The 24,046-nt window shown below is 65.9% G+C and carries 25 protein-coding genes; 17 read left to right on the forward strand and 8 right to left on the reverse strand.

The annotated features are described in order from the left end of the window. Positions 1 to 55: 55 nt before the first annotated feature. Positions 56 to 2,092, reverse strand: coding sequence for a methionine--tRNA ligase (gene metG / locus F791_RS0111995; protein WP_019592696.1), 2,037 nt, complete (start codon positions 2,090 to 2,092; stop codon positions 56 to 58). 461 nt (positions 2,093 to 2,553) lie between these two features. Here metG and apbC point away from each other — a divergent pair, with 461 nt between their 5' ends. From apbC to arfB, 15 genes are all read left to right on the forward strand, one after another. Beyond that, the gene (apbC, locus tag F791_RS0112000) at positions 2,554 to 3,645 is read left to right on the forward strand and encodes an iron-sulfur cluster carrier protein ApbC (RefSeq protein ID WP_018138389.1); all 1,092 of its coding nucleotides are present in this window, start codon (positions 2,554 to 2,556) and stop codon (positions 3,643 to 3,645) included. Between the two features lie 29 nt (positions 3,646 to 3,674). Further along, a complete protein-coding gene (dcd, locus tag F791_RS0112005) occupies positions 3,675 to 4,241 on the forward strand; it encodes a dCTP deaminase (protein WP_018138390.1) in 567 nt (188 codons plus the stop codon). A 30-nt stretch (positions 4,242 to 4,271) separates the two neighbouring features. Beyond that, positions 4,272 to 5,177, forward strand: a complete 906-nt coding sequence (locus F791_RS0112010) for a carbamate kinase (RefSeq protein ID WP_019592697.1) — start codon at positions 4,272 to 4,274, stop codon at positions 5,175 to 5,177. Positions 5,178 to 5,287: 110 nt separating this feature from the next. Then, positions 5,288 to 5,497: a fimbrillin family protein gene (locus F791_RS0112015; RefSeq protein WP_018138392.1), complete on the forward strand. Its 210-nt coding sequence runs from the start codon at positions 5,288 to 5,290 to the stop codon at positions 5,495 to 5,497. 165 nt (positions 5,498 to 5,662) lie between these two features. Beyond that, positions 5,663 to 7,381, forward strand: coding sequence for a biosynthetic-type acetolactate synthase large subunit (gene ilvB, locus F791_RS0112020; protein ID WP_018138393.1), 1,719 nt, complete (start codon positions 5,663 to 5,665; stop codon positions 7,379 to 7,381). A gap of 22 nt (positions 7,382 to 7,403) precedes the next feature. Beyond that, a complete protein-coding gene (ilvN, locus tag F791_RS0112025; protein ID WP_018138394.1) occupies positions 7,404 to 7,898 on the forward strand; it encodes an acetolactate synthase small subunit in 495 nt (164 codons plus the stop codon). A gap of 91 nt (positions 7,899 to 7,989) precedes the next feature. Then, positions 7,990 to 9,006 (forward strand): ketol-acid reductoisomerase, encoded by a 1,017-nt coding sequence (gene ilvC, locus F791_RS0112030; protein ID WP_018138395.1) that lies wholly within the window; start codon positions 7,990 to 7,992, stop codon positions 9,004 to 9,006. Between the two features lie 63 nt (positions 9,007 to 9,069). After that, entirely contained in the window at positions 9,070 to 9,738 is a 669-nt protein-coding gene (locus tag F791_RS0112035; protein WP_018138396.1) for a phosphatidylserine decarboxylase, read from the forward strand. Beyond that, positions 9,735 to 10,544: a CDP-diacylglycerol--serine O-phosphatidyltransferase gene (gene pssA, locus F791_RS0112040; RefSeq protein ID WP_018138397.1), complete on the forward strand. Its 810-nt coding sequence runs from the start codon at positions 9,735 to 9,737 to the stop codon at positions 10,542 to 10,544. The genes F791_RS0112035 and pssA overlap by 4 nt, the downstream gene beginning before the upstream one ends. A gap of 3 nt (positions 10,545 to 10,547) precedes the next feature. Further along, positions 10,548 to 11,351: a uracil-DNA glycosylase family protein gene (locus tag F791_RS13240; RefSeq protein ID WP_026296445.1), complete on the forward strand. Its 804-nt coding sequence runs from the start codon at positions 10,548 to 10,550 to the stop codon at positions 11,349 to 11,351. Between the two features lie 94 nt (positions 11,352 to 11,445). After that, positions 11,446 to 11,925 (forward strand): ribosomal protein S18-alanine N-acetyltransferase, encoded by a 480-nt coding sequence (gene rimI / locus F791_RS0112050; protein WP_026182202.1) that lies wholly within the window; start codon positions 11,446 to 11,448, stop codon positions 11,923 to 11,925. Positions 11,926 to 12,081: 156 nt separating this feature from the next. After that, entirely contained in the window at positions 12,082 to 12,885 is an 804-nt protein-coding gene (locus F791_RS0112055; RefSeq protein WP_018994014.1) for a tetratricopeptide repeat protein, read from the forward strand. Positions 12,886 to 13,027: 142 nt separating this feature from the next. Beyond that, positions 13,028 to 14,620 carry a peptide chain release factor 3 gene (locus F791_RS0112060; protein WP_018994013.1) on the forward strand — a complete coding sequence of 531 codons (1,593 nt, stop codon included), beginning with the start codon at positions 13,028 to 13,030 and terminating at the stop codon, positions 14,618 to 14,620. 204 nt (positions 14,621 to 14,824) lie between these two features. After that, positions 14,825 to 15,097 (forward strand): hypothetical protein, encoded by a 273-nt coding sequence (locus tag F791_RS0112065; protein WP_018138402.1) that lies wholly within the window; start codon positions 14,825 to 14,827, stop codon positions 15,095 to 15,097. 13 nt (positions 15,098 to 15,110) lie between these two features. Continuing rightward, positions 15,111 to 15,530, forward strand: coding sequence for an alternative ribosome rescue aminoacyl-tRNA hydrolase ArfB (gene arfB, locus F791_RS0112070; protein WP_018138403.1), 420 nt, complete (start codon positions 15,111 to 15,113; stop codon positions 15,528 to 15,530). A gap of 26 nt (positions 15,531 to 15,556) precedes the next feature. Here the strand turns inward: arfB and F791_RS0112075 are convergent, their stop codons facing one another. Then, positions 15,557 to 16,282, reverse strand: a complete 726-nt coding sequence (locus F791_RS0112075) for an HAD family hydrolase (protein ID WP_018994012.1) — start codon at positions 16,280 to 16,282, stop codon at positions 15,557 to 15,559. 113 nt (positions 16,283 to 16,395) lie between these two features. Between F791_RS0112075 and F791_RS0112080 the strand changes: the two genes are divergently transcribed. Together F791_RS0112080 and F791_RS0112085 are read left to right on the forward strand one after the other, a co-directional pair. Beyond that, entirely contained in the window at positions 16,396 to 16,989 is a 594-nt protein-coding gene (locus tag F791_RS0112080) for a cytochrome b (protein ID WP_018994011.1), read from the forward strand. Between the two features lie 28 nt (positions 16,990 to 17,017). Then, positions 17,018 to 18,613 carry a hypothetical protein gene (locus tag F791_RS0112085; RefSeq protein WP_019592698.1) on the forward strand — a complete coding sequence of 532 codons (1,596 nt, stop codon included), beginning with the start codon at positions 17,018 to 17,020 and terminating at the stop codon, positions 18,611 to 18,613. Here the strand turns inward: F791_RS0112085 and F791_RS0112090 are convergent. The 6 genes from F791_RS0112090 to arsS all read right to left on the reverse strand — a co-directional run bounded on the left by F791_RS0112090 (position 18,610) and on the right by arsS (position 24,032). Then, entirely contained in the window at positions 18,610 to 19,950 is a 1,341-nt protein-coding gene (locus F791_RS0112090; RefSeq protein WP_018994009.1) for a TlpA disulfide reductase family protein, read from the reverse strand. The two genes, F791_RS0112085 and F791_RS0112090, sit on opposite strands and share 4 nt — an antisense overlap. 76 nt (positions 19,951 to 20,026) lie before the next feature. After that, positions 20,027 to 21,097 carry a succinylglutamate desuccinylase/aspartoacylase family protein gene (locus F791_RS0112095; RefSeq protein ID WP_018994008.1) on the reverse strand — a complete coding sequence of 357 codons (1,071 nt, stop codon included), beginning with the start codon at positions 21,095 to 21,097 and terminating at the stop codon, positions 20,027 to 20,029. Next, positions 21,097 to 22,002, reverse strand: a complete 906-nt coding sequence (gene rimK / locus F791_RS0112100; RefSeq protein WP_018994007.1) for a 30S ribosomal protein S6--L-glutamate ligase — start codon at positions 22,000 to 22,002, stop codon at positions 21,097 to 21,099. The genes F791_RS0112095 and rimK overlap by 1 nt, the downstream gene beginning before the upstream one ends. Further along, positions 21,999 to 22,496, reverse strand: coding sequence for an ATP-dependent zinc protease (locus tag F791_RS0112105; RefSeq protein WP_018994006.1), 498 nt, complete (start codon positions 22,494 to 22,496; stop codon positions 21,999 to 22,001). The genes rimK and F791_RS0112105 overlap by 4 nt, the downstream gene beginning before the upstream one ends. Before the next feature lie 62 nt (positions 22,497 to 22,558). Then, positions 22,559 to 22,954 carry a DUF302 domain-containing protein gene (locus F791_RS0112110; RefSeq protein ID WP_018994005.1) on the reverse strand — a complete coding sequence of 132 codons (396 nt, stop codon included), beginning with the start codon at positions 22,952 to 22,954 and terminating at the stop codon, positions 22,559 to 22,561. Between the two features lie 118 nt (positions 22,955 to 23,072). After that, on the reverse strand, positions 23,073 to 24,032 hold the full coding sequence (arsS, locus tag F791_RS0112115) for an arsenosugar biosynthesis radical SAM (seleno)protein ArsS (RefSeq protein ID WP_018994004.1): 960 nt from the start codon (positions 24,030 to 24,032) through the stop codon (positions 23,073 to 23,075). Positions 24,033 to 24,046: the final 14 nt, after the last annotated feature.

Below are 24,046 nucleotides of genomic sequence, written 5' to 3' on the forward strand. Positions count from 1 at the left end.
ACAAAAGAGCGGCAGCTTACGCGAGCCGTGGGTGCAAATCCATGACGCGGGCGGCCTATTTGACCCGCATCCCGGCTTGGGCGCCGTCGTCCGGGTTCAGGATGTACAGCTCCGAGCCGCCGGGGCCGGCCGCCAGGACCATGCCCTCGGATACGCCAAAGCGCATCTTGCGCGGCGCGAGGTTGGCGACCATCACAGTGTGCCGGCCGACCAGGTCCTCCGGCGCGTAGGCCGACTTGATCCCGGCAAACACCTGGCGCGTCTCCGAGCCGATATCGAGGGTGAGCTTCAGCAGCTTGTCGGCACCTTCCACGTGCTCGGCACTGGCGATGCGGGCGATGCGCAGGTCCACCTTTGCAAAGGTGTCGAAGTCGATGGTCTCGGCGATGGGGTCCACGTCGGGCTCCGCTTTGGTGCTGGGGGTGGGCGTTTGCGCGGTCGCGGCCAGGGTGGCCTTCGAGGCCTCCAGCAGCTTGTCGACGGTCTCGCCTTCGATGCGGGTCATCAGCGGCTTGAACTTCTCGATCGAGCCCCCGACCAGCGGCGCGCGCGTGTCCCAGGCCAGGCGGTCCAGCCGGAGGAAGGCCGCAGCGTCGGCCGCCAGTCGCGGCAGCACCGGGGCGAGGTAGACGATCAGGATGCGGAACAGGTCCAGGCCCTGGGTGGAGATGGCCTGTACCTCGGCCTCGCGGCCCTCCTGCTTCGCCAGCACCCAGGGCTGGGCCTCGTCGATGTACTGGTTGGCCTGATCGGCCAACGCCATGATGCGGCGGATGGCCTGGGCGTATTCGCGGTTCTCGAACGCGGCCGCGATGGCGTCGCCCTCGGCGACGAAGGCCTCGTGCAGGTCCGGACGTGGCAGCTCGGCCGCCAGCTTGCCGTTCGAGCGCTTGGTAATGAAGCCGGCGCAGCGGCTGGCGATGTTGACCAGCTTGCCGACCAGATCGGAGTTCACGCGCTGGACGAAGTCGTCCAGGTTGAGGTCGAGGTCGTCGACCCCGGCACCCAGCTTGGCGGCGAGGTAGTAGCGCAGGGATTCGGGGTTCAGGTGGTCCAGGTAGTCGCGCGCGCGGATGAAGGTCCCGCGCGATTTGGACATCTTCTGCCCGTTGACGGTCAGGAAGCCGTGGCAGAACACCGCGCTGGGCGTGCGAAAGCCCGCGCCGTGCAGCATCGCCGGCCAGAACAGCGTATGGAAATACGCGATGTCCTTGCCGATGAAGTGATACAGCTCGGCATCGGAATCCGCGCCCCACCAGGCATCAAAGTTCAGGCCCTGCTTCTCGGCGTAGGCGCGAAAGCTCGCCATGTAGCCGATCGGCGCGTCCAGCCAGACGTAGAAGTACTTGCCCGGGGCGTCGGGGATCTCGAAGCCGAAGTAGGGGGCATCGCGCGAGATGTCCCAGTCGGTCAGGCCCGCATCGAACCACTCGTCGAGCTTGTTGCGGATCGCGTCCTGCAGGCGGCCGGAGCCGGTCCATTCGCGCAGGAAGGCCTCGAAGTCGCCGAGTTTGAAGAAGTAGTGCTCGGACTGGCGCGACTCGGGACGGGCGCCGCTGATCGCGGAAACCGGGTCTTTCAGGTCCAGCGGGCTGTAGGTGGCTCCGCAGGCCTCGCAGGAATCGCCGTACTGCTCCTCGGCGCCGCAGTTGGGGCAGGTGCCCTTGATGAAGCGGTCGGGCAGGAACATCCCGGCCTCGGGGTCGTAGGCCTGGTCGATGGTGCGCGTCTCGATGTGCCCGGCGTCGCGCAGCGCGGTGTAGATGTGGGCGGCCAGTTCGCGGTTTTCGTCCGAGTGGGTCGAGTGGTAGTGGTCGAAATCCACCAGGAACTCGCTGAAGTCGGCCTCGTGCTCCTGCCGTACGCGCGTGATCAACTCTTCGGGTTCGATGCCCTCGGTGCGGGCCTTCAGCATGATCGGCGTGCCGTGGGCGTCATCCGCGCAGACGTAGATCACCTCGTGGCCGCGCGCACGCTGGAAGCGCACCCAGATATCGGTCTGGATGTACTCGACCAGGTGCCCCAGGTGGATCGGCCCGTTGGCGTAGGGCAGGGCGCTGGTGACCAGGATCTTGCGCGGCGTGTCAGTCATCGTCGGGCTCGTGCGTCGGTAGCGGCGGGCGGTGGCATGCAGGGGCGCTATTGTCGGGGCTGCCAGCCGGGTTGTCGAGGCGTGGAAAAGTCCGTCACGGGCTTTTCCACAGAAGCTGTGGATAACTCTGTGGGCAACCCAGTGGAATTCATCGTCAGGCCTTGTCACGCAAGGGCCTTGTACAGATTGGTCAAAAAACGTTCAATTTCTTTTTATGCCGAAAAAACAAATACATGAAGTTTCTTTGTGTAGTGCTTTCGGTGTTTTGGCTGCTATCTGGGGCGTTTTCAGGGGCAGCGAAGATTCATGTGTATAAAAGTCGCGAATAGGGGTTGACAGATCATCTGTGGCGCCTCTTGCGGCATGGGTAAAGGGCTGGCGTGTGGTGGTGCCATTGGCGTGCTGATTGCGGCCCAGTAGAATCGCGCGATCACTCCCAACTGCCGGATGGAACGAACGCCATGGCCGAACTCTCGCGCGAGCAGATCGAAAACGCCCTGAAGACCGTTCAGGACAAGTACCTGGAGCAGGACTTGGTGGCCGCCGGTGCGGTCAAGGACATCCGTGTGGAGGGCGCACGGGCGGCCATCACCCTCGAGATGGGCTACTCCGCGAGCGGCTATCACGACGAGCTGCGCGCCGCGATCCAGGGGGCGCTGGCCGGCGTCGCCGGGCTGGAGTCCTCCGAAGTGACGATCACCACCAGGGTGACCGCCCACGCGGTGCAGAAGAGCCTGAAGCCGATGCCCGGCATCAAGAACATCATCGCTGTGGCCTCCGGCAAGGGCGGGGTGGGCAAGTCCACCACCGCGGTCAACCTGGCCTTGGGCCTGGCGGCCGAAGGCGCGCAGGTCGGCATCCTGGATGCGGATATCTATGGCCCCAGCCAGCCGCGCATGCTGGGCATCAAGGACCGCCCGGAGTCGAAAGACGGCAAGTCCATGGAGCCGCTGGAACGCCACGGCGTGCAGGCGATGTCCATCGGCTTCCTGATCGACGAGGACACGCCGATGATCTGGCGTGGCCCGATGGTCACCCAGGCCCTTGAGCAGCTGCTGAACGAGACCAACTGGAAGGATCTCGACTACCTGGTGATCGACCTGCCGCCGGGCACCGGTGACATCCAGCTGACCCTGTCGCAGAAGATCCCGGTCTCCGGCGCGGTGATCGTCACCACCCCGCAGGACATCGCACTTCTGGATGCGCGCAAGGGCCTGCGCATGTTCGAGAAGGTGGAGGTGCCGGTACTGGGCATCATCGAGAACATGAGCATTCATATCTGCTCGAGCTGTGGCCACGAGGAGCACATCTTCGGCCAGGGCGGTGCCCAGGGCATGGCCGAAGAGTATGGCGTGGACATGCTCGGCGCGCTGCCGCTGGATATTCGCATTCGCGAGCAGGCCGATGGTGGTGAACCGACCGTGATCGCCGATCCGGACGGCCGCATCACAGAGATCTATCGCGAGATCGCCCGCCGTACCGGCGCCAAGCTCGCGGAGCAGGCGAAGGACTACAGCAGCAAATTCCCCAATATCGTCATCCAGAACAACTGATCCGGCGATCACAACCAGGGACAGGGCAGATGAGCATCAAGTCGGACCGCTGGATCCGGGAGATGGCCGAGACGAAGGGCATGATCGAGCCCTTCGAGCCCGGTCAGGTCCGCTATCGCGACGAGCAGCGCATCGTCTCCTACGGCACGTCCAGCTATGGCTATGACGTGCGCTGCTCGGAGCACTTCAAGATCTTCACCAACATCAACTCGAGCATCGTCGACCCCAAGGGCTTCGACGAGGGCAGCTTTGTGGACGTGCATTCCGATGTCTGCATCATCCCGCCCAACTCGTTTGCGCTGGCGCATACCGTCGAGTACTTCCGCATCCCGCGTGACGTGCTGACCATCTGCCTCGGCAAATCGACCTACGCGCGCTGCGGCATCATCGTGAACGTGACCCCGCTGGAACCCGAGTGGGAAGGCCACGTGACCCTGGAGTTCTCCAACACCACGCCGCTGCCAGCCAAGATCTACGCCAACGAGGGTGTGGCGCAGATGCTGTTCCTGCAGTCCGACGAGGTCTGCGAGACGTCCTACAAGGACCGCGGCGGCAAGTATCAGGGCCAGCGCGGCGTAACACTGCCCCGTACCTGACGCACTCACCCTTCTACCCAGGAGGCCGCCATGCGCATCGTGATCGCGCTGGGCGGAAACGCCCTGCTGCAACGCGGCGAGACGCCGTCGGCCGAGGCCCAGCGGCGCAACGCCCGTGCCGCGGCGCGGGCTGTCGCCGCAGTCGCAAACGAGCACGAGGTCGTTGTGACCCACGGCAATGGCCCGCAGGTGGGCCTGCTCGCCAGCCAGGCGGAGGCCGACTCCATACACTGGCCACTGGATGTGGTGGGCGCCGAGAGCCACGGGATGATCGGCTACATCCTTGCGCAGGAACTGCACAACGCCCTGGGCCATGACCGGATTGCCAGCCTCCTGACGCAGACCGAGGTCGACCCGGACGATCCGGCGTTCGCCCGCCCCGAGAAATTCATCGGCCCGGTCTGGGGTGAATCCCGGGCGCGTGCACTGGCCGAGGCACGCGGCTGGGATATCGCCCGCGACGGTGACGGCTGGCGGCGCGTGGTGGCCTCGCCGGAGCCGCAGAAGGTGCTGGGCGTGGAGGCCGTACGGACCCTGGTCGACGGCGGGTCCCTCGCGATCTGTGCGGGCGGCGGCGGTGTGCCGGTCGCGCGAGACGCTGAGGGAAGGCTGTACGGTATCGAGGCGGTGGTGGACAAGGACCTGACCGCCGCACGCCTCGCAGTGGAACTGGGCGCGGACTGGCTGTTGATGCTGACGGACGTCGACGGCGTCTACTGGAACTGGGGCGAGCCTGACGCCACGCGCTTGAAGGCATTGCTGGTGAGCGCGGTCGACCCCGCGTCGTTCCCGGCCGGTTCGATGGGCCCGAAGATGGAGGCCGCGCGGCGCGTCGCGGAATACGGTGCCCGTGCCGGGATCGGGGCGCTCGAGGACGCTGCCGCGATTATTGCGGGGCGGGCCGGGACGCGGATACTGCCGGTGGGGATGTCGTAGGGTCCGGGCCCGCGCGGGAATCAGCGTCTCGCCGTGGTGGATTGTTGCCAAGCCATTGGCGCCACGGCAAGCTCGCCAGTTCACGCCCCTGTCTTGCAAGGAAGAATGCTATGTACCGCCATGCCCGAATCACTGGATTCCTCGTTCTGTCGGTTGCCGCCACGCTTGTGCTGGCCGGTTGCGGAGGCGAGGAAGAAGAGGTGAACCCGCCGCAAGGGCTGGAACAGCAGATGGCGCCGCAGGACATGTCCAGCGACGATGCCCGCCGCCCGACCAATCCCGGTCTGCCCGCGGCGGACGTGAAGAAGTCGGACGACTGAAGCCGGCTGTCTGCACAATGCTGGGCCGCCTCCCGGGATGGCTTTTCCGCACCCCGGTGCTGGGAAAAATCGTCATTTCATATTAGGATGTTGGGCTATTTTGATTCCTGCTGGGTGATCCCGTCACGATCACGCACGAGCCCTTAGGTAAGGAAGTCGACCACCATGTCCGAGACCTCAAGTTCCTCCACCGCCATCACCGGCGCCGAAATCTTCTGCCGCAGCCTGCAGGCCGAGGGTGTCGATGTCGTATTCGGGTATCCCGGCGGGGCGGTACTGCACATCTATGATGCGCTGTATCGCCAGGACAAGGTCTCGCACGTACTGGTGCGTCACGAGCAGGGTGCGGTGCACGCGGCCGAGGGCTATGCCAAGTCCTCCGACAAGCCGGGTGTCGCGCTGGTCACCTCCGGCCCCGGTGCGACCAATGCGATTACCGGGATCGCCGATGCCTACATGGATTCGGTGCCGCTGGTGGTGTTCACCGGCCAGGTGCCGACCAGCCTGATCGGCAACGATGCCTTCCAGGAAGTGGATACCGTGGGGATTACCCGCCCCTGCGTGAAGCACAACTTCCTGGTCAAGGACGTGAAGGACCTGGCGACCACGATCAAGAAGGCCTTCTACGTGGCGACCACCGGCCGCCCCGGCCCCGTGGTCGTGGATATCCCGAAGGATGTGACCGCGGCGAGCTGCGAGTTCGAATATCCCGAGTCCATCCACATGCGCTCGTACAACCCGACCTTTGGCGGCTATACAGGCCAGATCGACAAGGCGGTGGACCTGATCCTGTCGGCGAAGCAGCCGATGATCTACACCGGTGGGGGCGTGATCCTGGGCAGGGGTTCCGAGGCACTGACCGAGTTCACCCGCAAGCTGGGCTACCCGATCACCAACACCCTGATGGGGCTGGGTGGCTATCCGGCGTCGGACAAGCAGTTCCTCGGCATGCTGGGCATGCACGGGACCTACGAGGCCAACATGGCCATGCACCACGCCGACGTGCTGATTGCGATCGGCGCGCGCTTCGACGACCGCGTGACCGGCAACATCGAGAAGTTCTGCCCGCACGCGAAGATCGTGCATGTCGATGTCGACCCATCCTCGATTTCCAAGAACGTGAAGGTCGACGTGCCCATCGTTGGCGAGGTGGAGCCGGTGCTGCGCGAGCTGATCAAGGCGCTGGACGCCGCCAACGCGAAGCCGGACCCGGCGGCGCTGGATGCCTGGTGGAAGCAGATCCGCGAGTGGCAGTCGCAGGACTGCCTGAAATACGACCGCGAGTCCGAACTGATCAAGCCGCAGTACGTGGTGCAGAAGTTCTGGGAGCTGACGCAGGGCGATGCCTTCGTGACCTCCGACGTCGGCCAGCACCAGATGTGGGCCGCGCAGTTCTACGGCTTCGACAAGCCCAACCGCTGGATCAACTCGGGTGGCCTGGGGACGATGGGCGTGGGCCTGCCGTTTGCGATGGGCGTGCAGTTCGCGCACCCGGACGCGACGGTCGGCTGCATCACCGGCGAGGCCAGCATCCAGATGTGCATCCAGGAGCTGTCGACCTGCTACCAGTACCAGCTCCCGATCAAGATCCTGAACCTGAACAACCGCTACCTGGGCATGGTCCGGCAGTGGCAGGAATTCTTCTACCAGGGCCGTTACGCGATGTCCTACATGGACGCGCTGCCGGACTTCGTGAAGCTGGCCGAGGCGTATGGCCATGTGGGCATGCGTATCGACAAGCCGGGCGACGTCGAGGGCGCGATCAAGGAGGCCCTCGCGCAGAAAGAGCGCCTGGTGTTCCTGGACTTCCTCACCGACCAGTCCGAGAACGTCTATCCGATGATCCCGGCCGGCGCCGGCCAGAACGAAATGATCCTGGTCTGAACCGGGTACAGGGAAGAGCCGTATGCGTCATATCATCAGTGTCCTGCTGGAAAACGAATCCGGTGCCCTCTCAAGGGTGGCCGGCCTGTTCTCCGCGCGTGGCTACAACATCGAATCGCTGACCGTCGCGCCGACCGACGACCCGTCGCTGTCGCGCATGACCATCGTCACCAGTGGCTCCGACGAGATCGTCGAGCAGATCACCAAGCAGCTGAACAAGCTGGTCGACGTGATCAAGCTGCTGGACATGACCGCGCATCCGCACATCGAGCGCGAGATGGCTCTGGTCAAGGTACGCGTCGGCGAGGCCGCCGACCGTGAAGAGGTCAAGCGCCTGACCGATATCTTCCGCGGTCGCATCATCGACGTGACCCAACAGACCTACGTGATCGAGATCACCGGCGAGGGCTCCAAGCTGGATGCCTTCCTCGAGGCTGTCTCGCCGTTCCCGGTGCTGGAAGTCGTGCGCTCGGGTGTGATGGGCATCGCCCGCGGCGACGTCGCGCTGCAGCTGTAATCGTCTTCGTTTTCGTCCGTGCCGGCCAGGCACGGGCTTTTTATTCGTCATCGGCCCCCTGGCGGGGCCTGTTGCCAAGGAAATGACTGCCATGAATCTGTATTACGACAAAGACGCCGACCTCTCCATCATCCAGGGCATGAAGGTCGCGATCATCGGCTACGGCTCGCAGGGCCACGCCCATGCGAACAACCTGAAGGATTCCGGTGTGGACGTGACCGTGGGCCTGCGCGACGGCTCCGCCTCGCGCGCCAAGGCCGAAGAAGCTGGCCTGAAGGTCGCCGATGTCGACGCCGCGACCGCCGGCGCCGACCTGATTATGGTGCTGGCCCCGGACGAATACCAGGCCGCCCTGTACCGCGACGTGCTGGAGCCGAACCTGAAGGAGGGTGCGACCCTGGCGTTCGCCCACGGCTTCGCGATCCACTACAACCAGATCGTGCCGCGCAAGGACCTGGACGTGATCATGATCGCGCCGAAGGCCCCGGGCCACACCGTGCGCTCCGAGTTCGTGCGTGGCGGCGGCATCCCCGACCTGATCGCGATCCAGCAGGACGCCTCCGGCAAGGCCCGTGACATCGCGATGTCCTACGCCTCCGCGATCGGCGGCGGCCGCACCGGCATCATCGAGACCACCTTCAAGGACGAGACCGAGACCGACCTGTTCGGCGAACAGGCCGTGCTCTGCGGCGGTGCGGTGGAACTGGTCAAGGCCGGCTTCGAGACCCTGACCGAGGCCGGCTACGCCCCGGAGATGGCCTACTTCGAGTGCCTGCACGAGCTCAAGCTGATCGTCGACCTGATGTACGAGGGTGGCATCGCCAACATGAACTACTCGATCTCCAACAATGCCGAGTACGGCGAGTACGTGACCGGCCCGCAGGTGATCAACGAGGAGTCGCGCTGGGCGATGCGCGAGGCGCTGAAGAACATCCAGAACGGCGAGTACGCCAAGCAGTTCATCCTGGAAGGCGCGATGAATTACCCGTCGATGACCGCCAACCGCCGCCTGAACGCGGCCCACGAGATCGAGCAGGTGGGCGAACGCCTGCGTGCGATGATGCCGTGGATCAAGGCCAACCAGCTGGTCGACAAGTCCCGCAACTGATCCGTCGGGGCGACCCGGGGCACAGACCCCGGGTCGCGCACCCGCACCCCCTCCGAGAACCCCATGCTGTTTCCGCTTGCCCCCGAAGGCCGTCTGTTCGTGATCATCTCCGCCTGGATGGCGGTGATCTCGCTGCTAGTCGGGGAGGCGGAGCTGGGCCTGTTCATGGTGCTGCTGACCGTGGCGCTGATGGGGCTTTTCCGCGACCTTCGGCGCAAGGCGGCGGCCCCCGCGCTGGGCGTGATTGCCCCGGCCGATGGCACGGTGGAGGCGATCGACGAGACGACCGATCCGTTCACGGGCAAGTCAGCCCTGCGGATTCGCATTCGTCAGCGACGCCTGGGGGAATACAACGTCCATGCCCCGCAGGAATCGAAGGTGGTGGAGCGGGTCTGGCCGGGTAAGGAGACGGATAGCCCGCCGGACGGGCAGCTCGATCACCGCCTGGCATTTGCGCTGGCGACCGACGAGGGCACGCGCCTGACGCTCGCGCTGTCGGTCAATCACTGGCCGCGCATGATCCGCCTGCAGAATGTGGTGCCCGGGAATCGACTCGGGCGCGGCAAACGCATGGGTTTTGCCGGGTTCGGTGCTACCTTCGAGGTCTGGCTGCCGGCCGGGTCGCAGGTCATGGCCCAGGTCGGCCAGAAGGTGCTGGCGGGCTCCACCGTGATCGGTGGGCTGCCGGAGGCCAGTGGCGACGAGGAAGCGACCGTGGAGGTGCTGGAGTGACGCCGGATGACGAGAGATCAAGCGATATCGACGAGATGAACGGGGCCGACGAGCGGCACGAGGGCCGTTCCCGGCGTCGCCGCGGGATCTTTCTGCTGCCCAACCTGTTCACGACCGGGGTGCTGTTCTCCGGCTTCTTCGCGATTGTCTCCGCGATCAATGGCGAATTTACGACCGCCGCGATCGCGGTGTTCGTGGCCATGGTCCTGGATACCCTCGATGGCCGCGTGGCGCGTATGACGGACACGCAAAGCGAGTTCGGGGCGCAGTATGACTCGCTCTCCGACCTGGTCTCCTTCGGCGTGGCCCCGGCCCTCGTCGTGTACCTGTGGCAGCTGCAGGATCTGGGCAATCTTGGCTGGGTGGCGGCCTTCTTCTTTGCCACGGCCGCGGCATTGCGTCTCGCGCGCTTCAACAGCCGACTGGCCGTGGTCGACAAACGTTTCTTCCAGGGGCTGCCGAGCCCTGCCGCCGCCGCGCTGGTGGTGGGGATGGTCTGGGTGCTCGAGGATCTTGGCATTCCGGCGGATCTGGCCGATCCGTACGTGGTGGCGATCCTGATCGTGACGGTTCTGGCAGGTGCGGCGATGGTCAGCAATCTGACCTACTTCAGCTTCAAGGACATGGACTTCAAGCATCGGGTGCCCTTCCTGGCGATCGTCGGGGTGGTGGGCGCACTGATGCTGCTGGCGCTGGATCCGCCCAAGGTCCTTTGGGCGGGCTTCGTGATTTACGCCCTGTCCGGACCCCTGCTGACGCTGGAGCGCTGGCGCCGTCACCGTCGCCGTACGCCCTCGGGAGATTGAGGCGTGGACCTGTCGGCGCGCAAACGCCGTATCCTGGCCGATATGGGGATCCCCGTTTGGCGTGCCCGGGACGGCGCCTTTCCTGGCGTGCCGGCCGCAGCCCCGACCGTCGAGCCTCCCACTGCCCCGCTAATGCCCGAGGCCGCGTCGGCTCAAGCGACCAGTGCACCCCCCGAGACACCCGAGATACCCGAGCCGCTCGTGTCCCCCGCGAGCGGGCCGCTGGAAGTCGAAGTTGCGGCTCTGGACTGGCCCGAGCTCGAAGCCCGTGTGCGCGACTGCACGGCCTGCGCCGAACTGGCGGCCCAGCGTACGCAGACCGTGTTTGGCGTGGGCGACCGCCGTGCCCGGTGGCTGTTCGTGGGCGAGGCACCCGGGGTCGAGGAAGACCGCCGAGGCGAGCCGTTTGTCGGGCGTGCCGGCCAGTTGCTGGACAGCATGCTCGCCGCGCTGGGACTCGATCGACGGCAGGATGTCTTTATCGCGAATGTCCTCAAGTGTCGTCCGCCGAACAACCGCGACCCCAGTCCGGAGGAATCCCGGGCCTGCCGTGGCTTCCTGGACCGGCAGATCGCACTGGTGCAGCCGGAGGTGATCGTGGCGCTGGGGCGTGTCGCCGCCCAGCAACTGCTGGAGACCGACCAGCCGCTGGGATCCCTGCGGGGCAGCCTGCACCGGTATCGTGAGGTCCCGCTGGTCGTGACCTATCATCCGGCCTACCTTTTGCGGAAGCCGCAGGACAAGGCCAGGGCCTGGCAGGATCTGCAGCGCGCGCGGGCCTGTCTGACGAGTGCGCCCGGAGGGTAACCCTGCAGACTGTAGGTGTTAGGGAACGCAGCGAACGCGGACTCGCCTATATGTTCAGCCCAGGTAATAAACTCAGGAGATCCAGCCCGACGCCATGAGTGCCGAGCCGCAAGTACAACCCCGGATGCGCCGCATGCTGGCCGAGGATGTCGAGTGTGTGATGGGCATCGAGCGCGAGGCGTATCACTATCCGTGGACCGCGCGCATCTTCGAGGACTGCATCCGGGTCGGATACGACTGCTGGGTGCTGGAGGTGGATGAACGCCAGGTGGGACACGCCGTGCTGACCGTGGCGGCCGGCGAGGCGCATCTTCTGAATCTGACCGTGGACCGACGCTGGCAGGGCTACGGGCTGGGTCGCTTCATGCTGCGCCGCCTGCTCGACTATGCCTGCGACCAGAGGGCCGAGGCCCTGCTTCTGGAGGTGCGTCCCTCCAATGTCGCGGCGGTCCAGCTTTATCGTTCGGAGGGCTTCGAGCACATCGGCACCCGGCCGCGCTACTACCCGTTGCACAGCGGCCGCGAGGATGCCTGGGTGCTGAGTTGCCGTTGCGACGCCCCGGCCGGGGCGTGACGCGACACAGTGTGACGTCTGCCACGTTTTTTCGGCGTTCGGAGGGCGTTTTGCGGCCAGCGGTTCTCGTACCCGTGGACGGGTTTTGCGCGCGGATGGGGGGCGGTCTATGATCGTAACCGGCATTGATGCCGGAATTCCCTGCGAGGCTGCCCCATGTCCCGATCCCTGCGTGCGTTGTTTTTCTCTCTTCCCCTGACATTGCCCCTGGCCTTTGGGGTCGGTGCGGCTCAGGCCCAGGATTTCGGCTACGACGAAGTCGAGCGGCAACAGGAGTTGCTCGGCGTCTGGTACGAGATTCGTGAAGGCAACGCCCAGCGCGGTGACACCCGCGCCATGTTCGACGTGGGTATGGCCAACTATGTCGGCCGTGGCACTGACGTGGATTACGACGCGGCGCTGCACTGGTTCGCGCGTGCGGCGGACGACGACCATGCGGGCGCCCACTACTACCTTGGATTCATGTTTGCCGCCGGCCGTGGCACGGCTGCCGATGAAGACAAGGCCCTCGAGCACTACACCCGCTCGGCCGAACTCGGCTACGCCAATGCGCAGTACTGGCTGGGCAGCCACTATGCCCGTAACGAGCAGTCGAATGGCGAGGCCCTGGAGTGGCTGGGCAAGGCGGCCGAGCAGGGCCAGGTTTCGGCCAAGTACTACTACGGCTTCCTGCACGAGACGGGTCGCGGGACGAACCGGAATCCCGGTGAGGCCGCCCGCTGGTACACCAAGGCTGCGGAGCGAGGCGATCGTAATGCGCAGATCGGTCTCGGGCGCCTGCACCAGAACGGACAGGGCGTGGAGCGTGATCTGGTCGAGGCCTATGTCTGGTATTCCCTGGCCGAGGACAGCGAGCGCATGGAGGCCGTGAAGACGCGCATGAGCCAGCGTGATCTGGACCTGGCCCAGAGCCGGCTGGACGAACAGTCCTCCGCGATCCAGCGAGCCTCTGCACGCTAGCGCGAGCCATTATTGTTCAGGGCCTGCTGCAAACGGCCCCGGATCTTGATCCGGGGCCGTTTGCATTGCGGGCACCGGGAAACGCAACGCCTGCCCCGTTTTCGCGTTAAACTCCCGCGCTTCACTCAGGCGGCCCAAGACCATGTCTTTTCTCGAGGAAACCGCCCGGCGCCGGACGTTTGCGATCATCTCGCACCCGGACGCGGGCAAGACCACCATGACCGAAAAGCTCCTGCTGTACGGTGGTGCGATCCAGCTCGCCGGTACGGTCAAGGGGCGCAAGGCGTCGCGCCATGCCACCTCCGACTGGATGGAGATGGAAAAGCAGCGCGGGATCTCGGTGACCTCCTCGGTGATGCAGTATCCCTACAAGGGCCGCATCGTGAACCTGCTGGACACCCCCGGGCATGCAGACTTCTCCGAGGACACCTACCGCACGCTGACCGCGGTGGACTCCGCGCTGATGGTGATCGACGCGGCCAAGGGTGTTGAGGAGCGCACCATCAAGCTGATGGAGGTCTGCCGGCTGCGCGATACGCCAATCATGACCTTCGTCAACAAGATGGACCGCGAGGGCCGCGACCCGATCGAGCTGCTCGACGAGGTCGAAGAGGTGCTGAAAATCCAGTGTGCCCCGATCACCTGGCCGATCGGGTCCGGCAAGCGTTTCCGCGGCGTCTACCATATCCGCCGCGATGCGGTGCACCTGTACGACCCGGAAGAGGGTGGCAAGAAGTCCACCGGCGAGATCATCGAAGGGCTGGACAATCCGCGCCTGGACGAGGTGCTCGGCGATCAGGCACAGGAGCTGCGTGACGAGATGGAGCTGGTGCGGGGCGCCTCACATGAGTTCGATTCCGACGGCTACCTGCGTGGCGAACAGACCCCGGTGTTCTTCGGCTCCGCGATCAACAACTTCGGCATCGAGGAACTGCTGGACGACTTCGTAGAATACGCCCCGGGTCCGCTGCCGCGGCCGACCCATTCGCGCAAGGTCGAGCCCACCGAGGAGAAGTTCAGCGGCTTCGTGTTCAAGATCCAGGCGAACATGGACCCGAAACATCGCGACCGCATCGCCTTCATGCGCATCTGCTCCGGCACCTTCGACAAGGGCGCGAAACTGCGCCATGTGCGCATCGGGCGCGACGTGAAGATCCCCGATGCGCTGACCTTCATGGCCTCGGACCGCGAGCATGTGGAGACCGCCTATCCGGGCGACATCATCGGCATCCACAACCACGGCACCATCCGCATCGGGGATACCTTCACCGAGGGCGAGGACCTGACCTTTACCGGCGTGCCGAACTTCGCGCCGGAGCTGTTCCGTCGCGCACAGCTGAAGGACCCGCTGAAGATGAAGCAGCTGGCCAAGGGCCTGCAGGAGCTGTGCGAGGAAGGGGCGACCCAGCTCTACCGCCCGCTGACCAATAACGACCTGATCCTGGGCGCGGTTGGCGTGCTGCAGTTCGATGTGGTCGCCGAGCGCCTGCGCACCGAGTACAAGGTCGAGGCGCAGTTCGAGAACGTGAACGTCCAGACGGCACGCTGGGTCGAATGTGACGATCCGAAGAAACTCGAGGAGTTCAAGGAGAAGGCCGCGGTCAACCTGGCGATCGACCACGGCGGCGATCTGGTCTATATCGCCCCGACACGGGTGAACCTGCAGATGGCGCAGGAGAAATGGCCGGAGGTCCGCTTCGAGGCCACCCGCGAGCACGGCCAGCCAACCGAGTAGGGGCGACCCCGGAGCCCTGCGTTGGCACCGTCATCGCGAGGAGCGTAGCGACCTGGGGACCTCCATCCGAAACCAGTGGTTCGTGGCTTGATGCCAGTTTGCGACTGCTGCGGCGCCTGCGGTGCCTCGCAATAAAGTTGCATACGACTGACGCCGGAGGGATGCATGTCACGAGTACTTCGATGGATGTCCGTAGTGGCAGTGATGCTGGCGCTTGGGGTTAGCGGCTGCGCGGTCCACAAGACCGAGACGCGGCCCGACGGGCCGGAGCCGCGTCCGGGGACGGTCAAGCAGATGAACCCGTTTCTGCACTTCCTGGAAACCCGGCCGAGCCCCGAGGAGTTCGAGCGCGTCTACCCGGACGTGACGCTGGTGCTGCCGGGCGAGATCGCGACCCACGAGTACCGCCAGGACAACTCGCGCTTCTTCGCCGAGCTGGATGACGAGGGTCGAATCCAGGACGGCGACTTTCGCTAGCGAATACGCTGCCATGACCCTGCGTATCTCCAACAGCGTTACGGTGCCGGACGACGAGATCGAGCTGACCGCGATCCGGGCCCAGGGCGCGGGCGGGCAGAATGTGAACAAGGTGGCCTCGGCCATCCATCTTCGTTTCGATATCCATGCCTCCAGTCTCCCGGAGGTCTACAAGCAGCGCCTGCTGCGCCGCCGTGATCAGCGCATCAGCAAGGACGGCGTGGTGGTGATCAAGGCGCAGCAGTACCGTGCCCAGGAGGCCAATCGCGAGGATGCGCTGGAGCGCCTGGCCGAGCTCCTGCGCGAGGCGGGCCGCCCGATCAAGACGCGCAAGCCGACCCGGCCCACACGTGCCTCCAAGCTGCGTCGGCTAGAGGGCAAGACCCACCGTGGCCGCAAGAAGGCCCTGCGCGGCCGCGTCGATCCCGACTGAGAGGGTGGGGCTGCGGCGATAGACGCCTAGTCGATCCCGAGATGCCGCGGCAGCTGGCCCAGGCGGCCCAGTGTCAGTATTGGTCGGGGGCGCCCGTGTTCCCAGGGCAGCGCGTCGGGATTGAACCAGGCGGCCTGAAACCCCGCGTTCAGGGCTCCCAGGACGTCGCTGGTGCTGTCATCCCCCACATGCAGGATCTGCTCGGCCTCGACGCTGGCCTGCTCGCGGGCCTGGGCGAAGATCACCGGGTCGGGCTTGGCCGCGCCGGCCTCGCCCGCCGCGATCGCAAAGTCGAAGTGGCGCCCCAGGGGGGTGCGAAAGACATCGGCATTGCCGTTGCTGATCGCGCCCAGCCGGAAGTGACGCGACAGCGTGGCGAGCACGCCATCCGCCTCGGGGAAGGGCGTCACCTCGTTGCGCGCATGCCAGAACACCGCGAATCCCTCGCCCGAGAGCAGATCGGGACAGCAGCCGCAATCCGTGGCCAGCCGGCGCAGCCAGCGCTTGCGCAGGCCGGTCAGGTCGTGGCGCTCGCTCTGCGGGGCCGCGCGCATGAAGGCGGCCCGTTCAGCAATCAGGGCCTGCGGATCAAAGCGTTCGCAGACCACCGGCGCGTGCTCGCGCAGCCAGGCGTAGAAGCGCGCCTCCGCATGGTGGATCACCGGCATCACCGGCCACAGCGTGTCGTCGAGGTCGAACGTCAGGCAGCGTACGCCGGTCAGCGGCGTGGGGTTGGGGATGGAGGATCGCATCCTCAAAGCATAATGGCCCGGTACGGCCAATGGGGGATATCGTCAGCCGGGCTGGGGTTGCGGGCATGCTGTGGGGGCGGCATGTTGGGGGCATACACGAACGGGAGTGCGGGATGGAGACGGACAATACCGGAGTGTGGCCGCGTTACGCCCTGAGCCAGCGGATCGTGCACTGGGCGGTCGCCGTGCTGGTGCTGGGTGCGCTGGCGCTGGGCGGGACCATTGGCTGGTATGGCTTCGAGGGTCTCCAGGAGCGCTTTGGCGAAGGCACGACCGACACCATCTACACCTGGCACAAGAGCTTCGGCGTGCTGGTGCTGCTGCTGATGCTGGTGCGTGTGGGCATGCGTCTGCGGCATGGCAAGCCGCCCTACGCGGTCGCGTTGCCGCCGGCCCAGCGCATTGCCGCCGAGTCGGTCCACGGCCTGCTGTATCTGCTGTTGATCGTGATGCCGGTAATCGGCTGGTGGGCCACGGCCGCCGGCGGCTACCCGGTGCAGCTGGGTCCGCTGATCCTGCCGGGCCTGTTCCCGGAAAACGAGGCGCTGTCGGAGACCCTGTTCGCCTGGCACCAGATCCTGGGGATCACCCTTCTGGTGCTGGCACTGGGTCATATCTCGGCGGCCCTGTACCACTGGCGTGTGCGACGGGATGGTGTCCTGCAGCGGATGACGTTCGGTTCCCCGCAGCGCGAGCGTGTACATTGATCAGTGTTTCCCTAATGTCCGTCTGCCCGTGATTCGACTGCTGCTGACCCTCGCGGCACTCAACGTCGTGCTGCTGGGGCTGGACGTGCCCCGCCACGCGGGAATTGGCCCGTACTGGCTGGCCTGGGAGGCGGTCCTGCTGGTCGGGCTGTTCGCGCTGTTGCCCGCCGGGCGGCTGGCGCGTGCGCTGGCCTGGCTGGCCGGATGCGTGCTGTTGGCGCTGGTGGTGCTGGCCCTGTTCGATGCCCTGACCCGCGTCAGCCTGGTACGCCCCCTGAATGTGATGCAGGACTGGATCCTGCTGGACGCGGTCTACCGGCTGGTGACCGGCAATCTGGATCTCTGGGTCACGGTGGCACTGGTGGTCGTACTGATCACGGGGCTGATCGCGGTGATCGCGGGCGCGGGGCGCGGCCTGTTCGCGCTGACCGTTCAGCCGACGCAAGGGCGCCGGATACCCCTGTCCGTAGCGGTCGGGCTGCTAACACTCGGGCTGGTGGGGGCGGTCGTCTCCGGCCGGGGCGCGGCACCGCCGGGTACGGCCGCGCCCGGGCTCGTTTCGGTCCAAAAGCAGATCGTGGCCGGGCAGGGGGCGTTGGCGGAGAACCGTGTATTTCGCGAGCGCCTGGAACAGACCCGCGAGCAGGCCGAGGGGCGTCCCCTGACGGGTCTGGCTGACGTCGACGTGATCCTGGGGCTGGTGGAGTCCTACGGGGTCTCGGCGGTGTTCGACGAGCGCTATGCCCCGGTCATCGTGCCGAGTCTCGAATCCATTGGCGAGCAGCTCGACGCCGCGGACCTGCATGTGGTGACCGGTGTACTGGAGGCCCCGATCGCCGGGGGGCAGTCCTGGCTGGCGCAGGCCTCGCTGCTGGCGGGCCTGCAGGTGCGTTACGCCGGGCATTATGACGCCCTGCAGGCGCAGACCCGCGACACCCTGGTGCAGGACTTTCAGGCGACCGGGCACGACACGGCCATGCTGGCCCCGGCGATCCAGCTCGACTGGCCGGAGGGACAGTGGTTTCGCTGGGACCGGATCGTCGACAAGCACGGGTTCGACTACGCCGGGCCGCCGTTTTTCTGGGTGACCATGCCGGACCAGTACACCTGGTCGTTCTTCGAACGCGAGATCCGCGGGCCCTCGGAGCGCCCGGTATTCGCGATGCTGGCCCTGATCAGCTCGCATGCACCGTGGACGCCGATCCTGCCGGTGCTGGAGGACTGGGAGTCGATCGGGGACGGCGCGGTCTTCGACGAGTGGGCGGGCAAGGGCCCGACCCCGGAGTCGCTGTGGCGGGACTTCGATCGCGTGCGCGAGTACTACGCGGAGTCGGTGCGCTATTCGCTGGAGGTGACCGGCGGCTACGCGGCGCGGTATGCGGACGAGGACACGCTATTTTTCATGCTGGGTGATCACCAGCCGGCCGCCCTGGTGACTGGTCAGGACGCCAGCTGGGCCGTGCCCGTGCATATCATCAGCGGCGATCCGGCCTTGCTGGAGCCATTTCGCGAATACGGGTTCGTCCCGGGCATGCAGCCGCCCTCGGAGCGGGCGGAGCATGGCTTTGACGCCCTGCGCGAGTGGCTGCGCGAGGCGTTCGGGACGCCACCGGGTTCGGACTAGTCGTCGCCTTCCGAGGCTTCGTAGTCTTCCTCGAGCAGTTCGCGCATCTGGTCGACGACGCCGGGTTCGGTCCACTCGATGGCGCCGAACAGGTAGTAGCGCAGGTTGCCCTCGCGGTCGACGACATAGCTGGTGGGGTAGGCCATCGCGCGCCAGTCGTTCAGCGACTCCTGGTCCGGGTCGAGCAGGATGGTGAACTCGGTTTGCACCTCGTTCTCGATGAAGTCGCGGATGGTCTCTTCGTCCTCGCCAAGATTGACCGCGAGGATGCGAAAGCCCTGTTCGCGCAGCTCGTCTTCCAGCAGCTGCATGGACGGCATTTCGTGCACGCAGGGCGGGCACCAGCTGGCCCAGAAGTTGATCAGCACGACCTCGCCACGATAGTCCTCCAGCCGGTGTTCCTCGCCGGCCAGGTCCGGGCGGACCAGTTCGGGGGCCGCGATGGGTTCGTCCAGCGTATCCAGCTGGACGTCGCCGCCGGTGGGCGTGTTCACGCTCAGGTCCAGGTCGTCGGATGCGGTGGCGGTGCGCGCGGCCGACAGGCGGCGTAGCAGGTCCATGCCGTAGACGAGTTCCTGGTGGAAGACCTCGCGCGCCAGGAGCTCGGTCTCCATCGCATCGGGGCGGAAGAAGAAGCGGTCACGCAACTCGGGGAGCAGGCGCGCCCCGACGGTGCTGCCCCCGTCACTGAGGGTCGAGCGGATCAGCCCCAGGTGCTGGAACTGCGGAGACAGCATCGGCTGGATGATGTAGACGGGCAGGTTGGTGACGCCGACGATGGGTTGCATCTCGGCCTCGTCGGTGTCCACCCCGGTATGCAGGTACGGGCTCATCATGATCAGCCCCGCCAGGTGCTCTGCTTCCGGATGTTCTTCCTGCCAGTGGTACAGGCCCGTGAGCAGCCAGGGCAGGGCGCGGTCATTGCCGAACACGAACACCGCGCGTTCGTCTTCCGCGTGCGCGGCCTCGATCAGGTCGCCCACGGTGTCGGTCGGCATCTCGTCGAAGCTGGAGGCGGCCTCCGGCAGGAAATGCCCGGCGAACGGGTCCGTCAGCCAGACCTCGACGCCGGCGGCCTGTAGCGCCAGGGCCTGCTGCCGGTGGCCGTCCAGCAGCCCGTGCTCGGACGGGAACCACAGCAGCACGGCCTCGCCATCGGTGGGGTAGCGCTCGACCGGGATCTCGGCCCCGCCCGCGTCGATGCTGGTGGCGGCGGAGACCGTGCCGGTCCGGGCATCGTCCGAGGTCTCTTCGGCAATCTCTTGCGCCAGGGCGGGGCTCGTACACAGGGCGCCAGTCAGGAGCAGGGCATGGAGCCACAAGGGCAAACGGATCATGGACAGAGGTCTGGTTGAATGAGTTCAAGCCGTAGACGTGGTGACAGCGGGTTTTGATCCCCCGCCAGTGTGAACGTCAGGGCGTTTCCGGGCGCGGGGCGTCGGCGTAGGGGTAGTCGCTGGCCTCGAGGTTTTCCTGGAAGGTCTCCAGGCGTTCCACCGCCAGGTCGGTCCGGTTGAACTGGGCGATATGGTACAGGGCGTCGCCCTCGTTGATCAGGGGCAGGTTGAGCTGACCGATGATGATCCCCGAGGCCGGGGCGAGGACCTCGGTCTCGGTCTCGCCGAAGGGATCGGAGACGATTGCCAGGCGCGTCTGGTCGCGGACCACGCGATCGCCTTGGCGCACGAAGCTGCGCAGGATGCCGCTTTGGGGGGCGCGTACCCAGCCGCTGGTGCGGGCCATGATGGGCTCGCGCGGGCTGCGGCGCCGGCTCGCCGGCAGCATGCCAAGATGCCGCATCACCTCGATGATCCCGTGTACACCGCCGCGGATGGACAGCTCGTCGAAGCGCAGTGCCTCGCCGGCCTCGTACAGCAGGATCGGCGTATCCCGCTCCGCCGCGGCCTCGCGCAGGGAGCCGTCGCGCAGTGCGGAATTCAGGACCACCGGTGCGCCGAAGGCGCGCGCCAGTTCCTGTGTTTCCGCGTGGTCGAGGTTGGCGCGGATCTGCGGCAGGTTGGAGCGGTGGATCGCCCCGGTGTGCAGGTCGATCCCGTGGGTGCTGCGGTGGACGATCTCGCGCATGAACAGCCGCGCGACCCGGGCCCCCAGCGAGCCCTTGGGTGATCCGGGGAAACAGCGATTCAGGTCGCGGCGGTCGGGCAGGTAGCGGCTCTGGTTGATGAAGCCGTGCATGTTGACCACGGGGATCGCCAGCAGCGTGCCCCGCATGCGCCGCAGCGCCGGGACCTTCAGCAGACGGCGGATGATCTCCACGCCGTTGATCTCGTCGCCATGGATGGCGGCGCTGACGAACAGCACCGGTCCCTTGCGCCGGCCGCACAGCACCTGTACGGGCATGTTGGTCGGGGTGTGGGTGTACAGGGCACCGAGCTGCAGCTCCACCGTTCGCCGTTCACCCGGGCGCACGGTTGTCCCGCCGATGGTGATGGGGGCGTTACGGTCGCCCCGGGGTGTGGCCATCAGCCACGGCCCTTGGTCTTGGTGCGGTTCGGCTTGGCGTTCTTCTGGATGAAGTCGATGATCATGCCGGCCACGTCCTTGCCGGAGGCGTTTTCGATTCCTTCCAGGCCCGGTGAGGAGTTCACCTCCATCACCACCGCGCCGTGGTTGGAGCGCAGGAGGTCGACGCCGCAGACATTCAGGCCCATCACCTTGGCCGCGCGCACCGCCGTAGCCCGTTCCTCGGGGGTGATGCGGCACAGGCTCGCGCTGCCACCGCGATGCAGGTTGGAACGAAACTCGCCTTCCTTTGCCTGGCGCTTCATCGAGGCGACGACCTTGTCGCCGATCACCAGGCAGCGGATATCCGAGCCCTTGGCCTCCTTGATGTACTCCTGCACCAGGATGTGCTGCTTCAGACCCATGAAGGCCTGGATCACGCTTTCCGCCGCCTGTTTGGTCTCGGCCAGCACGACCCCAAGCCCCTGGGTTCCCTCCAGCAGTTTGATCACGGCGGGTGCGCCGCCGACAGTGGCCAGCAGGTCGTCGATGTCATCGGGGGAGTGGGCAAAGCCGGTTACCGGCAGCCCGATGCCGCGGCGTGACAGGAGTTGCAGGCTGCGCAGCTTGTCGCGCGAGCGCGAGATGGCCACTGACTCGTTCAGGGGGTAGACGTTCATCATCTCGAACTGGCGCAGCACGGCGCTGCCGTAGAAGGTGATGGAGGCGCCGATACGCGGGATCACCGCGTTGAACTGGTCGAGCACATCGCCCTTGTAGTGGATCTGGGGCTTGTGCGCGGTGATGTTCATGTAGCAGCGTAGCGGGTCCACCACGCGGATCTCGTGACCGCGTTCCTGGGCGGCCTCGACCAGGCGCCGGGTGGAGTAGAGCTTGCTGTTGCGCGAGAGGATTCCGAGCTTCATTCGGGCATGGATTCCGGCGTTGCAGGATGTGGAGCGGGTCGCCCGAGCAGAAACGAGGCGCGGGGGTCCACCAGAAACCGCCCCCGCATGGCCTCGCGCCCGAGCAGCATACGAAACCGCATGGTATCGCGACTGGTCAGGGAGAGTTCCAGAGGGATCACTCGATCACCGATTTTAGCGCGGGTGGCGATGAAGTAACGCTCGCCGCTATGGCCGCCGGAGTCGGTGACGTTGCGAACATCCAGTACCGGGGCCTCGCACCAGGCCTCGGTCTGGTCATCCTGCTGGTACGGATGGATCCCGAAGCGCACCCATTCATGCCCGTCGCGGGTAAAACTCTCGATATAGAAGGCATGCAGCGCGGAGCTGCGCGCGCCGGTATCCACCTTGCACTTGATGGCTCCGAGGCCGAGATCCGGTAGGCCGACCCACTCGCGCCAGCCGAGCACATCTTCGGCACGCGCCGATGGATTGTAATGAGGCGGGCGATCCATGAGTCTCCCGGGACATTGGGTCTGGCCCCCACTATAACGAATCGCCCGCCGGTTGCTGGTGCTCAGTCGTCGGCGATCGCCGCACCTGAGAGGTTGTCGAGCGCGTTGCTCATCTGCTCGACAATATCCTCGCGATCGTCGATCCCGTGGCGTTCGGCCAGCCACTCGGGATCGTTGTAGGCCAGCCAGGTCTGTCCTTCCGCATCGGTCCAGGCCAGCGCCTTCATCGGCAGGTCGATGCCCGCGTGCTGGCGGCTGGTGAACATGTGGCTGCCCAGGGCCGGATTGCCGAACAGCAGCAGCTCGGTCGGGCCAAGATCAATGTCCTCGCCCGCGGCCTTGCTGGCGTGATCCCAGCGCAGGGCGACGTTGACATCGTTCGCCTGCAGGGCGGACTCGAAGCGGTCCAGGGTTTCCGCGGCCGAGTGCGGGCTGGCCTTGGTGATCATGCCGTCCACATCGAACGCCTGCGCGGACGTGGCGGCGAGGGCGAGCGACAGTGTGGTGGCCAGAAGGGTTTTTTTCGTGACGAATTCCTTTTCATCGTGGTTGAGGACTTGAATGGTCGCGGGGGGATCAAAGCGCCCCGCCGCAGCTGGAACCCTGGCCGGCCGTGCATCCGTAGCAGTGGTCGCCGACCGCGATCGGTGCCTGCGCCAGGTACTCGGGCGTCAGCTCGCCGATGTGGACGCGGTGGCCGCGACCGGCCCCCAGGGGTAACCCCAGCATCTGGTTGAAGTCACAGTCGTGCACGTATCCCTGCCAGTCGACCGAGACGAGTGTCCGACACATGACGCTCGCGAGGTTAGACGACTGATGGGCGTTTCGCAGCGTCTGCATGTAGGCGTTGTAACGGCCCTCACGCGCTAGCGTCTTGGCGAAGCGGTGAATGGGCATGTTGGTGATCGTGAACAGCGCGTTGAAAAGGATGCCGTACTCGCGCTCGAGGTGCTCGTGGTAGGCGGCCTCCAGTTCGGCCTGCGGGGGCGGCAGACTCGGCCCTTGCGGGTTGTAGACCAGGTTGAGACCGAGCCCGCTGTCGGGCTGGCCGTAACCCAGGGCATTGAGCTGCTTCAGACCTGCAATGCTGCGTTCGAACACACCGTCGCCACGCTGGGCATCGACGTTCTCTTCCAGATAGCAGGGCAGCGAGGCCACGATCTCGATGCCCTGTTCGGCCAGGAACGCTGCCAGGTCCTCCTGCCCGGGTTCACCGAGGATGGTCAGGTTGCAGCGATCCATCACGTGTATCCCGCGCTGGCGGGCGGCGCGGACCAGGTCGCGAAAGCCGGGATTCAGTTCCGGGGCGCCACCGGTCAGGTCCAGGGTCTGGACGTCGCAGCGATCGCAGCAGGCGAGCAGTTCGTCGATCACCTCTGGCGGCATGATCTCGCGCCGGTTCGGCCCGGCGTTCACATGGCAGTGAAAGCAGGTCTGGTTGCAGACATAGCCGAGGTTGGCCTGCAGGGTCTCCAGCCGCGCCCGGGTCAGGGGCGGGAAATCGTGGTAGGCCACCAAAGGCTCCTGCTGGATCATCACATCCCCTGCAC

This window comes from Thioalkalivibrio sp. ALRh (assembly GCF_000381425.1).
Taxonomy (GTDB): domain Bacteria; phylum Pseudomonadota; class Gammaproteobacteria; order Ectothiorhodospirales; family Ectothiorhodospiraceae; genus Thioalkalivibrio.

Bases quoted from the DNA above. Each gene is read 5' to 3' on its own strand.
- metG (WP_019592696.1), bottom strand. From the start codon at position 2,092: ATGACTGACACGCCGCGCAAGATCCTGGTCACCAGCGCCCTGCCCTAC.
- apbC (WP_018138389.1), top strand. From the start codon at position 2,554: ATGGCCGAACTCTCGCGCGAGCAGATCGAAAACGCCCTGAAGACCGTT.
- dcd (WP_018138390.1), top strand. From the start codon at position 3,675: ATGAGCATCAAGTCGGACCGCTGGATCCGGGAGATGGCCGAGACGAAG.
- F791_RS0112010 (WP_019592697.1), top strand. From the start codon at position 4,272: ATGCGCATCGTGATCGCGCTGGGCGGAAACGCCCTGCTGCAACGCGGC.
- F791_RS0112015 (WP_018138392.1), top strand. From the start codon at position 5,288: ATGTACCGCCATGCCCGAATCACTGGATTCCTCGTTCTGTCGGTTGCC.
- ilvB (WP_018138393.1), top strand. From the start codon at position 5,663: ATGTCCGAGACCTCAAGTTCCTCCACCGCCATCACCGGCGCCGAAATC.
- ilvN (WP_018138394.1), top strand. From the start codon at position 7,404: ATGCGTCATATCATCAGTGTCCTGCTGGAAAACGAATCCGGTGCCCTC.
- ilvC (WP_018138395.1), top strand. From the start codon at position 7,990: ATGAATCTGTATTACGACAAAGACGCCGACCTCTCCATCATCCAGGGC.
- F791_RS0112035 (WP_018138396.1), top strand. From the start codon at position 9,070: ATGCTGTTTCCGCTTGCCCCCGAAGGCCGTCTGTTCGTGATCATCTCC.
- rimI (WP_026182202.1), top strand. From the start codon at position 11,446: ATGAGTGCCGAGCCGCAAGTACAACCCCGGATGCGCCGCATGCTGGCC.
- F791_RS0112055 (WP_018994014.1), top strand. From the start codon at position 12,082: ATGTCCCGATCCCTGCGTGCGTTGTTTTTCTCTCTTCCCCTGACATTG.
- F791_RS0112060 (WP_018994013.1), top strand. From the start codon at position 13,028: ATGTCTTTTCTCGAGGAAACCGCCCGGCGCCGGACGTTTGCGATCATC.
- F791_RS0112065 (WP_018138402.1), top strand. From the start codon at position 14,825: ATGCTGGCGCTTGGGGTTAGCGGCTGCGCGGTCCACAAGACCGAGACG.
- arfB (WP_018138403.1), top strand. From the start codon at position 15,111: ATGACCCTGCGTATCTCCAACAGCGTTACGGTGCCGGACGACGAGATC.
- F791_RS0112075 (WP_018994012.1), bottom strand. From the start codon at position 16,282: ATGCGATCCTCCATCCCCAACCCCACGCCGCTGACCGGCGTACGCTGC.
- F791_RS0112080 (WP_018994011.1), top strand. From the start codon at position 16,396: ATGGAGACGGACAATACCGGAGTGTGGCCGCGTTACGCCCTGAGCCAG.
- F791_RS0112090 (WP_018994009.1), bottom strand. From the start codon at position 19,950: ATGATCCGTTTGCCCTTGTGGCTCCATGCCCTGCTCCTGACTGGCGCC.
- F791_RS0112095 (WP_018994008.1), bottom strand. From the start codon at position 21,097: ATGGCCACACCCCGGGGCGACCGTAACGCCCCCATCACCATCGGCGGG.
- rimK (WP_018994007.1), bottom strand. From the start codon at position 22,002: ATGAAGCTCGGAATCCTCTCGCGCAACAGCAAGCTCTACTCCACCCGG.
- F791_RS0112105 (WP_018994006.1), bottom strand. From the start codon at position 22,496: ATGGATCGCCCGCCTCATTACAATCCATCGGCGCGTGCCGAAGATGTG.
- arsS (WP_018994004.1), bottom strand. From the start codon at position 24,032: ATGATCCAGCAGGAGCCTTTGGTGGCCTACCACGATTTCCCGCCCCTG.